This window comes from Pseudomonas sp. DW-iso3, from assembly GCF_058725305.1.
Genome location: NZ_JBZXDZ010000003.1, coordinates 174,089 through 189,553, shown reverse-complemented (window position 1 = coordinate 189,553; position 15,465 = coordinate 174,089). Strand labels below are relative to the sequence as shown.

Annotated in this window: 16 protein-coding genes; 10 read left to right on the top strand and 6 right to left on the bottom strand. The window is 60.0% G+C overall.

Annotated elements, in window-relative coordinates:
• Positions 1 to 58 precede the first annotated feature (58 nt).
• Genes prpC through AC4PS7_RS10010 form a run of 3 tightly spaced genes read right to left on the bottom strand, consistent with a single transcriptional unit; the run spans position 59 to position 2,830 of the window.
• On the bottom strand, positions 59 to 1,186 hold the full coding sequence (gene prpC / locus AC4PS7_RS10020; RefSeq protein ID WP_305375291.1) for a bifunctional 2-methylcitrate synthase/citrate synthase: 1,128 nt from the start codon (positions 1,184 to 1,186) through the stop codon (positions 59 to 61).
• A 40-nt stretch (positions 1,187 to 1,226) separates the two neighbouring features.
• Positions 1,227 to 2,120: a methylisocitrate lyase gene (prpB, locus tag AC4PS7_RS10015; RefSeq protein ID WP_021491517.1), complete on the bottom strand. Its 894-nt coding sequence runs from the start codon at positions 2,118 to 2,120 to the stop codon at positions 1,227 to 1,229.
• A complete protein-coding gene (locus AC4PS7_RS10010; RefSeq protein ID WP_021491516.1) occupies positions 2,120 to 2,830 on the bottom strand; it encodes a GntR family transcriptional regulator in 711 nt (236 codons plus the stop codon). The genes prpB and AC4PS7_RS10010 overlap by 1 nt, the downstream gene beginning before the upstream one ends.
• A 272-nt stretch (positions 2,831 to 3,102) precedes the next feature.
• Between AC4PS7_RS10010 and rloA the strand changes: the two genes are divergently transcribed.
• The 6 genes from rloA (at position 3,103) to AC4PS7_RS09980 (ending at position 8,494) form a co-directional block, all read left to right on the top strand.
• Positions 3,103 to 3,639, top strand: a complete 537-nt coding sequence (gene rloA, locus AC4PS7_RS10005) for a retropepsin-like aspartic peptidase RloA (protein WP_021491515.1) — start codon at positions 3,103 to 3,105, stop codon at positions 3,637 to 3,639.
• Between the two features lie 5 nt (positions 3,640 to 3,644).
• Positions 3,645 to 5,177: an osmotic stress tolerance membrane protein RloB gene (rloB, locus tag AC4PS7_RS10000; RefSeq protein ID WP_010208469.1), complete on the top strand. Its 1,533-nt coding sequence runs from the start codon at positions 3,645 to 3,647 to the stop codon at positions 5,175 to 5,177.
• A complete protein-coding gene (locus AC4PS7_RS09995) occupies positions 5,177 to 6,163 on the top strand; it encodes an alpha-L-glutamate ligase-like protein (RefSeq protein WP_010208468.1) in 987 nt (328 codons plus the stop codon). Before rloB ends, AC4PS7_RS09995 begins: the two co-directional genes overlap by 1 nt.
• A gap of 99 nt (positions 6,164 to 6,262) precedes the next feature.
• Positions 6,263 to 7,606 carry an aminodeoxychorismate synthase component I gene (gene pabB / locus AC4PS7_RS09990; protein ID WP_010208466.1) on the top strand — a complete coding sequence of 448 codons (1,344 nt, stop codon included), beginning with the start codon at positions 6,263 to 6,265 and terminating at the stop codon, positions 7,604 to 7,606.
• Positions 7,607 to 7,835: 229 nt separating this feature from the next.
• Positions 7,836 to 8,138, top strand: a complete 303-nt coding sequence (locus tag AC4PS7_RS09985; protein WP_047540280.1) for a type II toxin-antitoxin system HigB family toxin — start codon at positions 7,836 to 7,838, stop codon at positions 8,136 to 8,138.
• Positions 8,138 to 8,494, top strand: a complete 357-nt coding sequence (locus AC4PS7_RS09980; protein ID WP_010208463.1) for a helix-turn-helix domain-containing protein — start codon at positions 8,138 to 8,140, stop codon at positions 8,492 to 8,494. Before AC4PS7_RS09985 ends, AC4PS7_RS09980 begins: the two co-directional genes overlap by 1 nt.
• Positions 8,495 to 8,616: 122 nt before the next feature.
• On the opposite strand, the gene thrH is transcribed toward AC4PS7_RS09980, so the two are convergent.
• The gene (gene thrH, locus AC4PS7_RS09975; protein WP_010208462.1) at positions 8,617 to 9,234 is read right to left on the bottom strand and encodes a bifunctional phosphoserine phosphatase/homoserine phosphotransferase ThrH; all 618 of its coding nucleotides are present in this window, start codon (positions 9,232 to 9,234) and stop codon (positions 8,617 to 8,619) included.
• A gap of 152 nt (positions 9,235 to 9,386) precedes the next feature.
• Between thrH and AC4PS7_RS09970 the strand changes: the two genes are divergently transcribed.
• The 3 genes from AC4PS7_RS09970 to AC4PS7_RS09960 all read left to right on the top strand — a co-directional run bounded on the left by AC4PS7_RS09970 (position 9,387) and on the right by AC4PS7_RS09960 (position 12,854).
• On the top strand, positions 9,387 to 10,121 hold the full coding sequence (locus AC4PS7_RS09970) for a phosphoadenylyl-sulfate reductase (RefSeq protein ID WP_010208461.1): 735 nt from the start codon (positions 9,387 to 9,389) through the stop codon (positions 10,119 to 10,121).
• Positions 10,122 to 10,594: 473 nt separating this feature from the next.
• Positions 10,595 to 12,124 carry an NCS1 family nucleobase:cation symporter-1 gene (locus tag AC4PS7_RS09965; RefSeq protein WP_047540275.1) on the top strand — a complete coding sequence of 510 codons (1,530 nt, stop codon included), beginning with the start codon at positions 10,595 to 10,597 and terminating at the stop codon, positions 12,122 to 12,124.
• A 13-nt stretch (positions 12,125 to 12,137) separates the two neighbouring features.
• Positions 12,138 to 12,854 (top strand): aspartate/glutamate racemase family protein, encoded by a 717-nt coding sequence (locus tag AC4PS7_RS09960; protein WP_021491510.1) that lies wholly within the window; start codon positions 12,138 to 12,140, stop codon positions 12,852 to 12,854.
• Here the strand turns inward: AC4PS7_RS09960 and AC4PS7_RS09955 are convergent.
• Positions 12,835 to 13,764, bottom strand: a complete 930-nt coding sequence (locus AC4PS7_RS09955) for a LysR family transcriptional regulator (RefSeq protein ID WP_044287679.1) — start codon at positions 13,762 to 13,764, stop codon at positions 12,835 to 12,837. The two genes, AC4PS7_RS09960 and AC4PS7_RS09955, sit on opposite strands and share 20 nt — an antisense overlap.
• Before the next feature lie 126 nt (positions 13,765 to 13,890).
• On the opposite strand from AC4PS7_RS09955, the gene AC4PS7_RS09950 reads away from it, so the two are divergent.
• Entirely contained in the window at positions 13,891 to 14,637 is a 747-nt protein-coding gene (locus AC4PS7_RS09950) for a 3-oxoacyl-ACP reductase family protein (protein WP_069673242.1), read from the top strand.
• Positions 14,638 to 14,769: 132 nt separating this feature from the next.
• Here the strand turns inward: AC4PS7_RS09950 and AC4PS7_RS09945 are convergent, their stop codons facing one another.
• The gene (locus AC4PS7_RS09945; protein WP_010208454.1) at positions 14,770 to 15,459 is read right to left on the bottom strand and encodes an HAD-IA family hydrolase; all 690 of its coding nucleotides are present in this window, start codon (positions 15,457 to 15,459) and stop codon (positions 14,770 to 14,772) included.
• Between the last annotated feature and the right edge of the window lie 6 nt (positions 15,460 to 15,465).

Sequence of the window (15,465 nt, the reverse complement as noted above, 5' to 3'; positions counted from 1 at the left end):
GCAAGCCCGCTCCCACATTTTTGATCCGGTTTCACCCCGGGATCAGCGGTTTCTCCATTCAGCGACGTTCGATTGGCACGAACTTGCGCTGCTCTACGCCGGTGTATTCGGCGCTTGGACGGATGATGCGGTTGTTGGCGCGCTGTTCAAATACATGCGCGGCCCAGCCGGTGAGGCGTGAGCAGACGAAGATCGGGGTGAACAGCTTGGTCGGGATACCCATGAAGTGGTATGCCGAGGCATGGTAGAAGTCGGCATTGGGGAACAGTTTTTTCTGTTCCCACATGGTCTTGTCGATGGCTTCAGAGACCGGGAACAGCACCTTGTCACCCACCTCATCAGCGAGTTTTTTCGACCAGCCTTTGATCACTTCATTACGCGGGTCGCTGTCTTTGTAGATCGCGTGGCCGAAGCCCATGATCTTGTCCTTGCGCGCCAGCATGCCGAGAGTGCCTTTGACCGCTTCTTCAGCGGATGAGAAGCGCTCGATCATCTCCATCGCCGCTTCGTTGGCGCCGCCGTGCAGCGGGCCACGCAGGGAGCCGATAGCGGCAGTGACGCAGGAATACAGGTCGGACAGGGTCGAAGCACACACCCGCGCGGTAAAGGTCGAGGCGTTGAATTCGTGTTCCGCGTAGAGGATCAACGACACGTTCATGACCTTGACGTGCAACTCGCTCGGCTTCTTGCCGTGCAGCAGGTGCAGGAAGTGGCCGCCGATGGAAGGCTCGTCGGTCACGCAGTCGATGCGTTTGCCGTCGTGGCTGAAGCGGTACCAGTAGCACATGATCGCCGGGAAAGCGGCCAGCAGGCGGTCGGTGACGTCGCGCTGCACACTGAAGTCTTTCTCAGGTTCGATGTTGCCCAGGAACGAACAACCGGTGCGCATCACGTCCATCGGGTGGGCGTCGGCGGGGATGCGTTCCAGGACTTCCTTCAGCGCTTGCGGCAGGTCGCGCAGCTTGCTCAGCTTGGCGCTGTAGGCGGCCAGTTCGGTCTGGGTCGGCAATTCGCCGTACAGCAGCAAGTAGGCGACTTCCTCAAACTGCGCATCGGCGGCCAGTTCGCGCACGTCATAGCCGCGATAGGTCAGGCCGGCACCGGCCTGGCCCACGGTGGACAATGCGGTCTGCCCGGCCACCTGGCCGCGCAGGCCGGCCCCACTCAATACTTTTGCTTCAGCCATGTCGGTTCTCCAATCTTGAATTTATTAGGGAGGCTGTTTGTTACTTCTTGGCTGCAAACAGCGCGTCGAGCTTTTGCTCGAAGGTGTGGTAATCGATGCGATCGTAAAGCTCCATGCGGGTTTGCATGGTGTCGATCACATTCTGTTGGGTGCCGTCGCGACGGATCGCGGTGTAGACATTTTCGGCGGCCTTGTTCATGGCGCGGAAGGCCGAGAGCGGGTACAGCACGATGGAAACATCGGCAGATTTCAACTGTTCGGTGGTGTACAGCGGCGTGGCGCCGAACTCGGTGATGTTGGCCAGTATCGGCGCTTTCACACGGGACGCGAACAGCTTGTACATCTCAAGTTCAGTGATGGCTTCCGGGAATACCATGTCGGCGCCGGCCTCGATGCAAGCGGCGGCGCGCTCCAGGGCTGACTCCAAACCTTCGACGGCCAGGGCATCGGTGCGCGCCATGATCACGAAGCTGTCATCGGTGCGCGCATCCACGGCGGCCTTGATGCGGTCGACCATTTCCTGCTGGGACACGATTTCCTTGTTCGGACGGTGACCGCAGCGCTTGGCGCCCACCTGATCTTCGATATGGATCGCAGCCGCGCCGAACTTGATCATCGACTTGACGGTGCGCGCCACGTTGAACGCCGAGGAGCCGAAGCCGGTGTCGACGTCCACCAGCAGCGGCAGGTCGCACACGTCGGTGATGCGGCGTACGTCGGTCAGCACGTCATCCAGGCCGGTAATGCCCAGGTCCGGCACGCCGAGGGAACCGGCAGCTACGCCGCCACCCGACAGGTAGATCGCCTTGAACCCGGCGCGTTTGGCCAGCAGAGCGTGGTTGGCGTTGATCGCACCGACCACCTGCAAAGGATGCTCGCTGGCGACCGCGTCACGAAAACGCTGGCCTGGAGTCGTCTTATTATTGGAACTCATCATTCACCTCGTGATTGGGCAGTACCGTCCGGGAAGTGACGGGCAATGTTGCGTTTTGACGCGCCGATATGCCGGCGCATCAACAGTTCGGCCAGTTCACCGTCGCGATCGGCAATCGCGTCAAGAATGCGGTGGTGCTCGGCAAAGGCCTGGCGTGGACGATTGGGGGTGGCGGAAAACTGGATGCGGTACATGCGCACCAATTGGTACAGCTCGCCGCAGAGCATTTGGGTCAGAGTACGGTTACCGGCGCCTTGAATGATCCGGTAATGAAAGTCGAAGTCACCTTCCTGCTGGTAATAACCGAGGCCGGCCTGGAAGGCTTCGTCGCGTTCGTGGGTGTGCAGCACCTGGCGCAGCTCTTCGATTTCCGCGTCGGTCATGCGCTCGGCGGCCAGGCGACAGGCCATGCCTTCGAGGGATTCGCGGATTTCATAGAGTTCGACCAGCTCGGCATGGCTTAACGAAACCACGCGCGCGCCGACATGCGGCACGCGCACCAGCAGGCGCTGGCCTTCCAGGCGGTGAATCGCCTCGCGCAGCGGCCCACGGCTGATGCCGTAGGTGCGCGCCAGTTCCGGCTCGGAAATCTTGCTGCCGGGCGCGATCTCACCCTTGACGATGGCGGCCTGGATACGCCGGAAGACGTTCTCGGACATGGTCTGGGAATCGTCTTGCGCCACCACTGGGGATTCCAGCTGATCCAGCATATTGTCGACACCTTTAAAAGCAATGCCGCAAAAACTAGCCAATCAGCCCTGGATAGTCAAAGAATAAATGCACATTGTCGACAATCGTCTAATAACCGCTGTTGCACTCTTCCAGAGCATGGCCGCCTGCCAGCGCTGGCGCCAAAAAAGCATCATGTTAGAATGCACGCCACTTTTGCCTGACATCGCGAGATGAAACGGCGCACGAGGGAGCTTGCGCAGTAATGCCAGTCGCCTTGAATTGAACATCGCACTGCACCGCCTCGGGATTTATGAGACTCAAGCCCTTCCTTTTATTGACTTGCCTCCTGACCGCACCGGGCCTTGGCGTTGCCGCCGAGAAGACCGTGTATGGCCTCAACGAATATGCCCAACTGGCCGGGATCGACCTGGAAGTCGCCGCCAAACTGGACACCGGTGCCAAGACCGCCTCCCTCAGTGCCCGTGATATCAAGCGCTTCAAGCGCAACGGCGAATCCTGGGTGCGCTTCTACCTGGCCATCGACACCGCCCATTCCCACCCCATCGAACGCCCCCTGGCCCGCGTCAGCAAGATCAAGCGCCGCGCCGGTGACTACGACCCCGATGAGGACAAGAACTACACCGCCCGTCCGGTGATTGCCCTGGATATCTGCATGGGCACTGCTTTACGCAGCATCGAAGTGAACTTGACTGACCGCAGCGCTTTCCAATACCCGCTGCTGATCGGCTCCGAAGCGCTGAAACGCTTTGATGCGCTGGTCGACCCCAGTCTTAAATACGCAGCAGGCAAACCCGCCTGCGCCGCCGACGCTCATACCGCCGAGTAAACCGAATGCGCTCTCTGACCCTGCACCTGAAAATCCTGATCGCCATCCTGGTGGTGCTGGGTATTTCGGTCACCGCTTACCAGATCTTCGTGCTGGGGATCCCCGTCACCGAGGACGCCACCGACGACTTGTGGAACATCGACGCCAAGGTCGAGTTCGTCGCCAGCCCGAAAGACCCGGTGAAGATCCAGATGTTCGTGCCGCCCCTGAGCCGCGACTTCGTCAGCCTCAACGAGAGCTTCATCTCGAACAACTACGGCGTGAGCGTCAACCGCACCGATGGCAACCGCAAGGTGACCTGGTCGGCCCGCCGCGCCAAGGGCAACCAGACCCTGTATTACCGCCTGGTCCTCACCAAGCGTTACAGCGGTGAAAAGGTCAAGATCAAGGGCCCGACCTTCCGCGACAGCATTGCCGTGGAAGGCCCGGAAAAGATCGCTGCCGAAGCCCTGCTGGCGCCGATCCGCCAGCACTCGGCCGACGTCGAGACGTTTATCAGCGAAGCCATCAAGCGCACCAACAACCTCAACGATGACAACGTGAAGCTGTTGCTGGCGGGCGATCCGTCTACGCCGCACAAGGCCAAGATCGTCGAGTTGCTGCTGTCCATCGCCCACGTGCCGGTGGAAAAGGTCCACACCATCCGCCTGGTCGCCGACCAGCCGCAAACCCCGGAACTGTGGCTGCGCAGCTTCAACGGCAATGACTGGCTGTACTTCAACCCGGAAACCGGCGAACAAGGCCTGCCCGCCGACCGCCTGCTGTGGTGGACCGGCGATGAAAACCTGATCACCGTCGATGGCGGCAAGAAAGCCACGGTAACCTTCAGCCTGAACAACAGCGAGATGAACGCCATTCGCCTGGCCAAGCTGACCGACGAGAACACCGACGCCAACTTCCTCGAATACTCGCTGTATGGCCTGCCGCTGCAAACCCAGCAGACCTTCATGATCATGGTGATGATCCCGATCGGTGTGCTGGTGATCCTGATCCTGCGCAACCTGATCGGCTTGCAGACGCTGGGCACGTTCACGCCGGTGCTGATCGCCCTGGCGTTCCGAGAGACGCAGTTGGGCTTCGGGATTGTGCTGTTTACGATTATCACGGCGCTGGGGCTGTCCCTCAGGTCGTACCTGGAACACTTGAAGCTGCAGATGCTGCCAAGACTGTCGGTGGTGCTGACGTTCGTGGTAGTGCTGATCGCGGCCATCAGCCTGTTCAGCCATAAACTGGGGCTGGAGCGCGGGCTGTCGGTGGCGCTGTTCCCGATGGTGATCTTGACCATGACCATCGAACGCCTGTCGATCACCTGGGAAGAGCGTGGCGCCAACCATGCGCTGAAGGTGGCGATTGGCACGCTGTTCGCCGCGTCCCTGGCGCACCTGATCATGAGCGTGCCGGAGCTGATCTACTTTGTATTCACCTTCCCGGCCATCCTGCTGATTTTGGTGGGCTTCATGCTGGCCATGGGTCGTTATCGCGGCTACCGCTTGACCGAGCTGGTGCGTTTCAAGGCCTTCTTGAAGGCTGACCAGTAATGTTCGGTTTCTGGAAGACCTGGAAGGCGCTGGAAGCGCGGGGAATCATGGGCATCAACCGGCGTAATGCCGACTACGTGCTCAAGTACAACAAGCGCAGCCTGTACCCCATCGTGGATGACAAGATCATCACCAAGGAACGCGCACTGGCGGCCGGCATCCATGTGCCGGAAATGTACGGGGTGATTTCCACCGAGAAGGAAATCGACAAGCTCGACGAGATCATCGGCGGGCGCAGCGATTTCGTGATCAAACCAGCGCAAGGTGCCGGCGGTGACGGCATCCTGGTGGTGGCGGACCGCTTTGAAGGGCGCTATCGCACGGTGTCCGGCAAGATCATCAGCCACGAAGAGATCGAACATCAGATATCCAGCATCCTCACCGGCCTGTATTCACTCGGCGGCCACCGCGACCGCGCGTTGATTGAGTACCGCGTGGTGCCTGACCAGATCTTCAAGAGCATCAGCTATGAAGGCGTGCCGGACATCCGCATTATCGTGCTGATGGGCTACCCGGTGATGGCCATGCTGCGCTTGCCGACCCGTCAATCGGGCGGCAAGGCCAACCTGCACCAAGGCGCCATCGGCGTGGGTGTGGACCTCGCCACGGGCCTGACCCTGCGCGGCACCTGGCTCAACAACATCATCACCAAACACCCCGACACAACCAACGCGGTGGATGGCGTGCAACTGCCCAACTGGGACGGGTTCATGAAGCTTGCGGCGGGTTGCTATGAGTTGTGTGGGCTGGGGTACATCGGCGTGGACATGGTGCTGGACCAGGAAAAAGGTCCGCTGATTCTTGAGCTGAATGCGCGGCCGGGGCTGAATATCCAGATCGCCAACGACTGCGGTTTGACCCTGCGAACTCATGCAGTAGAGGCGCGGCTGGAAGAGCTGAACGCCGCTGGCGTGACGGAAACGCCGGAGGAGCGGGTGAAGTTTGCGCAGGAAATGTTTGGGCATATTCCGCCCGTAGAAGGTTAACGCGACTTTTCATCGCCTTATCCCCGACATCCCCTCTAGGAGCAAATCCTACAGGGGACTACAATCCCCTCCCCCGCGCCATTAGCTGATCCACCCCGCATGTCGACCTGCTCCGTATATACGCTGCCCTATCGGGCTAACCCCGCCGAGTATTTTGCGGCGATTCGCCATGCGCCTGGCGCGGTGCTGCTGGATAGCGGGCGACCGGCAGCCGAGCGTGGGCGGTATGACGTGTTAAGTGCCTGGCCACGTGCAACCTTGACGGTTTCACCTGACGAAAGTGGTAGTGACTTCCTGCAACGCTTGCGGAAAAGCCTTACCCAGTTGGGGAAAGCAGACCTGCCCACCGGGTGTGAACTGCCGTTTGCCGGCGGCCTGATCGGCTATTTGAGCTATGACTTCGGCCGGCACCTTGAGCAAATGCCACACCTTGCCGTGGACGATCTGCACCTGCCGGATGCGCGTTTCGGGCTGTATGCCTGGGCGCTGATCAGTGATCATCAGGCCCGGACCAGCCAGCTTGTGTTTCATCCCGCACTGGCGGAGACAGAGCGGCAACGCTTGATCACGCTGTTCGGCCGGCCGGTAGCCGACAACGCGGCGACCTTCAAACTTAACGGCCCCATGGCCCCGGACCTCACCGGTGAGGCCTACCGCCAGGCAATCGTGCGCATCCAGGACTACATCCAGGCCGGCGACTGCTATCAGGTCAACTTTGCCCAGCGCTTCCGTGCGTCGTGTGTCGGCGATCCCTGGGTCGCCTACTGCGCCCTGCGCGAAGCCTGCCCAACGCCGTTCTCCGGGTTCCAGAGCCTGCCGGACGACGGCGCGGTGCTGAGCCTGTCGCCCGAGCGTTTCGTGCATGTCAGCGAGCGCCGCGTCGAGACCCGCCCCATCAAAGGCACTCGCCCACGCGGTCTGACGCCCGAAGAGGACGCCGCCAACGCCGCCGAACTGCTGGCCAGTCCCAAAGACCGCGCCGAAAACCTGATGATCGTCGACCTGCTGCGCAACGACCTCGGCCGCACCTGCCGCACCGGCTCGGTGAGCGTGCCGGAACTGTTCAACCTGGAAAGCTACCCCAACGTGCACCACCTGGTGAGCAGCGTTATCGGCGAATTGGCCGACGGCAAAGACGCCCTCGACCTCATCGCCGGCAGCTTTCCCGGCGGCTCCATCACCGGCGCGCCGAAGATCCGCGCGATGCAGATCATCGACGAGCTGGAGCCGACGCGACGCGGGTTGTACTGCGGTTCGCTGGTGTACCTGGACGTGCGTGGCGAGATGGACAGCTCCATCGCCATCCGCAGCCTGCTGGTCAAGGATGGGCAGGTATGTTGCTGGGGGGGCGGCGGGATTGTCGCGGACTCGCAGTGGGAAGCGGAGTACCAGGAGTCGCTGACCAAGGTGAAGGTGTTGTTACACACTTTGGAAAACCTGTAGTCGCCAAGCCCCTCCTGGCTCTCGGACGCAAAGCCGCCCGGCAGGAAAAAACCTGAATCAGAACGTCTATGGACGACATTCGAGCTGGACGATAGCGTCCGGCTCGGACCGTCCACTAGCCGTCTGTGAGGGATCACATGAACCGACTGCTTACTCTTAAGAAATTGTTTCCGAGATTGCATCTCGATCCAACCGCGCCTATATTCTCCCAAATTGGGAGGATGAAGCGATGCGCATAATCGCTCTCTCAACCCTACGAATATTCTGGGAAAGCCACTCAGCTTGTTCCGACGCCAAAACACCGCTGGTCGAACTGTACCGTCATTTGGAGAAAGCCACTTACCCAACGCCGCAAGCACTCAAAGCAGAGCTTAGAGCGGCAAGTATCCTGAAAGGTGGCAGGGTTGCCTTCAACGTGGGCGGCAACAAATATCGAGTGATCATGGCGATCGATTATCAGCGCCAGCTTGGGTTCATACGTTTCGTGGGGACGCATGCGCAGTACGACCAGATCAACGCGGAGACCGTGTGATGAACATCAAACCTATACATTCCCAGGAAGACCTGACCGCGGCACTCACGCGCGTCGAGCAGCTATGGGGAGCCGAAGTCGGCTCACCGGAAGGTGACGAGCTCGAAATTCTTGCAGTCCTCATAGAGAAATACGAGGCAGAACATTATCCAATGCCACCTTCGGATCCGGTGGAAGCGATTAAATTTCGCATGGAGCAATTGGGCATGACCGCTCGGGATCTTGAGCCTTTCATCGGGACAAGCGGGCGTGTGTCCGAAGTATTGAATCACAAGCGCAAGCTGAGCTTGTCGATGATCAAGCGCCTGCATGAAGGCTTAAGTATTCCTTATGAGCGCTTGCTGGCTGGCGTCTGAAATTACAGTGTTTGTAAGGACCTCATTGCGGGCAAGCCCGGCTCCCACATTTTGACGTGTAAACCTGTTCACGTGTGGGCGCTGGCTTGCCTGTGAAGGGGCCACCAGCCTTGGCGAAAAACCTACAGGCTCAACGGCCGATTCGACGCCTTGATGAACGCCTGCTTCAGATCCTCGAACGTATGCACCGCCGGGAATTGCGGGAATTCGCGGATCACGTTCTCCGGCGCATGGAACAGAATCCCACAGTCGGCTTCGCCCAGCATGGTGGTGTCGTTGTAAGAGTCGCCGGCGGCGATCACCCGGTAGTACAGACTCTTGAAGGCCAGCACGGATTGGCGCTTCGGATCTTTCTGGCGCAGTTGGTAACTGACCACGCGATCGGTGTCGTCGGTAATCAGCCGATGGCACAGCAGGGTCGGGAAACCCAGTTGGCGCATCAGGGGTTGGGAAAATTCATAGAAGGTGTCGGACAGGATCACCACCTGGAAGCGCTCGCGCAGCCAGTTGACGAATTCGATGGCGCCGTCCAACGGCTTGAGAGTGGCGATCACTGCCTGGATGTCGGCGAGCTTGAGCCCGTGTTCGTCGAGGATGCGCAGGCGTTGCTTCATCAGCACGTCATAGTCGGGAATGTCCCGGGTAGTCGCCCGCAGGGATTCAATACCGGTTTTTTCGGCGAAGGCGATCCAGATTTCCGGAACCAGCACCCCTTCCAGGTCGAGACAGGCAATTTCCACAAGACACTCCCATTTGTAGTTTGTTGGTTGAGCGAGCAAAAGGACTGCCGAACTCTAGCGATTCAAGCTCACCGCCGCAACGCAGAGCGGATTTTGATACCATCGCTCCCCTATAGAGCGCTCAGCGCCACTGACCTGTAGGAACCGTCCTGATGAACCAAGCCTTCGACGTCGCTGAACTCGCCGCGACTTACGCCAACAAATCCGCCCAGGATATTCTCAAGCTGGCGTTCAGCCAGTTCGGTGATGACCTGTGGATTTCCTTCAGCGGTGCCGAGGACGTGGTGCTGGTCGACATGGCCTGGAAGCTGAACAAGAACGTCAAGGTATTCAGCCTCGACACCGGCCGCCTGCACCCGGAGACCTACCGGTTCATCGAGCAGGTACGCGAGTTCTACAAAATCGACATCGAGCTGATCTCGCCGGACCAGAGCAAGCTGGAACCCTTCGTCAAAGAGAAGGGCCTGTTCAGCTTCTATAAGGACGGCCATGGCGAATGCTGCGGCGTGCGCAAGATCGAGCCGCTGCGCCGCAAACTCGCAGGCGTGAATGCCTGGGCCACCGGCCAGCGCCGTGACCAGAGTCCCGGTACCCGCAGCCAAGTGGCGGCGCTGGAAATTGACACAGCCTTCTCCACCCCGGAACGCACGCTGTACAAGTTCAACCCGCTGGCGCAGATGACCAGTGAGGAAGTCTGGGGTTACATCCGCATGCTGGAGCTGCCGTACAACAGCCTGCATGAGCGCGGCTTTATCAGCATCGGCTGCGAGCCCTGCACCCGGCCGGTGCTGCCAAACCAGCATGAACGCGAAGGTCGCTGGTGGTGGGAAGAAGCCACGCAGAAGGAATGCGGCCTGCATGCCGGGAACATCATCAGCAAGGCCTAAGGGCTTCGCGATCAAGTAATCAATGTGGGAGCGGGCTTGCCCGCGATCGCGGTGGATCAGTCGCTATCTGCGTGACTGATTTTCCGTCATCGCGGGCAAGCCCGCTCCCACATTTGTTATGTGTTTAACGCTGAAGGTGTACACACAGATGTAACCATAGGTGGCATTTATGTGTGCAATTTCCTGTGATCCGCACCCTAACGTAACACCTCTATCCGCCCGCAGTTTCCCACCGTGCATCGCACGCTTCCCACAGCAAAATAAATAGCTGTTCAAACGGTCAATTTATATCGTTTGTAATTCAGATAGTTATTTCGAGAACATGCAAAAAGGAAATTACCTCCAGCTTTCATAGATCAAAAACTGGCACGTAAGTGGCTTAAGGTGAAATGCGCTTTGTATACAATAAATACAAAACATACATACACTTTGCCATCTGCGGCCTGGCTGCCGATGCGCTGGAGCCTGCCGGAATGCGTCCAAGCCTCTCGAACAATATCGCACTGGATCTGCCCTCCTCGCCCCTCAACCCCGAAGCGACAAGCCCCGGCCCCCTGGTGCTGAGCCCACGGCTGCACAACAAAGACCTGGCCCCGACCAAGGTCGAAGGCCGACGCTGGGGGCGCTACAGCATTTTTGCACTGTGGACCAACGACGTGCACAACATCGCCAACTATTCCTTCGCCATTGGCTTGTATGCCTTGGGTCTGGGCGGTTGGCAGATTCTGTTGTCCCTGGGTATCGGCGCGGCGCTGGTGTACTTCTTCATGAACCTGTCGGGTTATATGGGGCAGAAGACCGGTGTGCCGTTCCCAGTGATGAGTCGAATCAGCTTCGGCATCCATGGCGCGCAGATTCCGGCGTTGATCCGCGCAGTGATTGCGATTGCCTGGTTCGGTATCCAGACCTACCTGGCCTCGGTGGTTTTCCGCGTGTTGCTGACGGCAATTCATCCAGGTTTTGCCGACTATGACCACAACTCGATCCTGGGCCTGTCGTCCCTCGGCTGGGCCTGTTTTGTGACGATCTGGCTGGTGCAGCTGGTGATCCTGGCCTACGGCATGGAGATGGTGCGCCGCTACGAAGGCTTCGCCGGACCGGTGATTCTGCTGACGGTAGCGTCACTGGCCGGCTGGATGTACTTCCAGACGGGCGGGAACATCGCCTGGTCGATCCGCGACCCGCTGAGCGGCGGCGAGATGTGGCGCAATATCTTTGCCGGTGGCGCGCTGTGGCTGGCGATCTACGGCACGCTGATCCTCAATTTCTGCGACTTCGCCCGCTCTTCGCCGTGCCGCAAGACCATCCAGGTCGGCAATTTCTGGGGCCTGCCGGTGAATATCCTGGTGTTTGCCGCGATCACCGTGCTGCTGTGCGGCGGGCAATTCCAGCTTAACGGCCGGGTGATCGAAAGCCCCACTGAAATCATCGCGGCCATTCCCAGCACCTTTTTCCTGGTGCTCGGTTGCCTGGCGTTCCTGATCGTTACCGTGGCAGTGAACATCATGGCCAACTTCGTCGCACCAGCCTTTGTGCTGAGCAACCTGGCGCCCAAGTACCTGAACTTCCGCCGCGCGGGGTTGATCAGTGCCACCGTGGCGGTGCTGATCCTGCCGTGGAACCTCTACAACAGCCCGTTGGTGATTGTGTATTTCCTCTCCGGCCTGGGTGCCCTGCTGGGGCCGTTGTATGGGGTGATCATGGTTGATTACTGGCTGATCCGTAAAAGCCGGGTGGACGTGTTGCAGCTGTATAGCGAAGACCCAAATGGCGTTTATTACTACAGCCGTGGGGTCAATTTACGCGCGGTGGCAGCATTCATTCCCGCAGCCGTGATCGCCATTCTCCTGGCGCTGCTGCCCGGTTTCGCCAGTGTTTCACCGTTTTCCTGGATGTTTGGCGCTGGTATTGCAGGGTTGCTCTACCTGCTGATCGCCAAGCGTCAGCCGTTCTACGCCGATGTCAGCGGCGAAAGCATTGCAGTCGATAACGTCAGTCATTAATCAAGGACACTCCATGCGTATCCTCGTGGTCAACGTCAACACCACCGAATCCATCACTGAAACCATCGCCCAGCAGGCACGGGCTGTGGCTGCGCCGGGCACTGAGATTGTCGGGCTCACGCCCTACTTCGGCGCGGAGTCGGTGGAAGGCAACTTTGAAAGCTACCTGGCGGCCATCGCCGTGATGGACCGCGTGATGGCCTACGACCAGCCGTTCGACGCGGTGATCCAGGCCGGCTACGGTGAGCACGGCCGCGAAGGCTTGCAGGAGTTGCTCAACGTGCCGGTGGTGGACATCACCGAAGCGGCCGCCAGTACCGCGATGTTTCTGGGCCATGCCTATTCGGTGGTGACCACGCTGGACCGCACCGTGCCGCTGATCGAAGACCGCCTGAAACTGGCCGGCTTGTATCAACGCTGTGCCTCGGTACGGGCCAGCGGCATGGCAGTGCTGGAGTTGGAAGAAAACCCGCGGGCGGCGATGGAAGCCATCGTGCGCCAGGCGGAACTGGCCATCAGCGAAGACAAGGCTGAAGTGATCTGCCTGGGCTGCGGCGGCATGGCCGGGCTGGACGAGCAGATCCGCCAGCGCACCGGCGTGCCAGTGGTGGACGGCGTAACCGCCGCAGTGACCATCGCCGAATCGCTGGTGCGGTTGGGGTTGTCGACGTCGAAGATCAGGACTTATGCGACGCCAAGGCCGAAAAAAATCATCGGCTGGCCGCGTTAAAACGCTGGCTCAACTGCTGTTCGGCAAACTGCTCGATGATGAAATCCACAAACGCGCGGGTCTTGCCGGGTAGCAGTTTATGTTCGGCGTAGTAAATGGAGATGTTGCCGTCGTCGACGTACCAGTCGGGCAGCACCCGCACCACCGCGCCGCTGTCCAGAAACGGCACGGCCATGGGCATGCTCACTAGGGCGATGCCCAGGCCCTGCGCGCTGGCGCAGCAGGCAGCTTCAGAGTCGCTCATGGTCATTCTCGACTTAAGCACCAGCGGGCGGTGTTCACGCTCGGTGCTGGTCAACTGCCAGGAGCGTACGCGGCCGGTTTGGGGGGAGCGGATGAGAATCCCCGTGCAGCGCGCCAAGTCCTCTGGGGTCAATACCGGCGCGCGTCGCGCCAGGTAATCCGGCGACGCCACCAATACCCGATGTGCCGGTGTGAGTTTGCGCGCCACGACCCCCTGGGGCAGTTCAAAACCGCCGCCGATGGCCGCATCGAAACCTTGGCCGATCAGGTCCACCTGACGGTTATCGAAATGCCAATCCGGGCTGATGTCTGGAAAGCGCTGCATGAACTCCCCCAGCAGTGGCACCACATAGCGATTGCCAAACACGGTGCCCATGCTGACCTTGAGCGTCCCTACCGGCCGCCCTTCAGCGCTCGCCAGGTTGGCCATGGCGTTCTGGATGGTGGTGAGGCTACCGCTGACCTCTTCCAGAAACAGTTTTCCGGCTTCGGTCAGAGTGAGACGCCGAGTGCTGCGCTGGAACAATCTCACCCCCAGGCGCGCCTCCAGCTTGGCGACACTTTTGCCGACGGCTGCCGGGGTCAGGCTCAGGTGCCGGGCAGCCTCCGCAAAGCTGCCGCCTTCAGCGCTGCGCACGAAGCATTCGATACTGCCAAAGCTCTCCATATCGACTCACTCTAAACTTTTGGTTTACACAGACTATAGCAATCACGGTCTACCGGGAGGAACTGGCGAGGTCGATACTCGGCCCCAACAACAAGGCATCCCGCCTTGAACAGCTAGGAGATCGACATGACCACACAGAACCTCAGCGGCAAAGTCGCCTTGATCCAAGGCGGTTCTCGCGGCATCGGCGCCGCCATCGTCAAGCGCCTCGCGGCGCAGGGTGCAGCAGTCGCCTTTACTTACGTCAGCTCGGTCGCCAAGGCTGAAGAACTGCAGAACAGCGTGATCAGCGAAGGCGGCAAAGCCCTGGCGATCCACGCCGACAGCGCCGATGCCGGGGCGATCCGCAACGCCGTCAACGCCACCGTCGAAGCCTTTGGTCGCCTGGACATTCTGGTGAACAACGCCGGTGTGCTGGCCATCGCGCCGCTGGAAGATTTCAGGCTGGAAGATTTTGACCAGACGTTGGCGATCAACGTACGCAGCGTGTTTATCGCGACCCAGGAAGCGGCCAAGCATATGGGTGACGGCGGTCGGGTGATCAACATTGGTAGCACCAATGCCGAGCGCATGCCGTTTGGCGGTGGCGGCCCGTACGCCATGAGCAAGGCGGCGCTGGTGGGGTTGACCAAGGGCCTGGCGCGAGATCTGGGGCCACGCGGCATCACCATCAACAACGTGCAGCCTGGGCCGGTGGACACCGATATGAACCCGGCGAACAGCGATTTTGCCGAAAGCTTGATCGGGCTGATGGCGGTGGGGCGTTACGGGCATGTGGAAGAGATCGCCAGCTTTGTGGCTTACCTCGCAGGGCCGGAAGCGGGTTACATCACAGGTGCCAGTTTGACCATCGATGGTGGCTTCAGCGCCTAGTATTTCTTAAACACTGCAAAACCCTGTGGGATTGGGCTTGCCCGCGAAGGCTGAATATCGGTCACTGAATACATCGACTGATACACCGCTTTCGCGAGCAAGCTCGCTCCCACAGGGTTGACCGTGTTTGATTCAGGGACGGGGCGGCAAGCCATAGGCCGCCAGGTCAAAGTCCGCGAGCTTGCGGATGATCTGGTCGGCATGGTGGTACTTGCTGTCGGCCATGGCTTCATCCGGCACGGCGATGGCGGTCATGTGCGCGGCCTTGGCGGCGGTGACGCCAAACGGCGAGTCTTCGAACACCAGGCAGTCCTCGGGCGCAACGCCCAGGCGGCGGGCGGCGGTGAGGAAGATGTCCGGCGCAGGCTTGGCGGCACCGACTTCCGGGTCGTCAGCGGTGACGATGGTATCGAACAGGCCAAACCATTCGCGGTGCAGCGTGGTCTTGTGGCCGAACGAATTGCGCGACGAACTGGTGCCCACCGCAATCGGGATATTGTGCGCTTTCAAGTGCCGCACCAAAGCTTCAGCGCCAGGCATGCCCAATGCCTTGGGGAAGCGCTCGCTCATCAGCGGCTCGCGTATTTCCAGGAACTGCGCCGGTGTGATCGGCAAATCCAGCGCCTTCACCACGTAGTCAGCCAAGTCCTGGGCACCGCGCCCGATGATGTGCTGCTTGATGCCCCAATCGTAGGTACGGCCGTAGCGTTCGGCGATGATCTGCGTAACTTCGGTGTAGATGCCTTCGGTATCCAGCAACAACCCGTCCATATCGAAAATCACGGCCTTGATTGGACCGACTGCGGTACGCGGTGCATTCATCGCAAC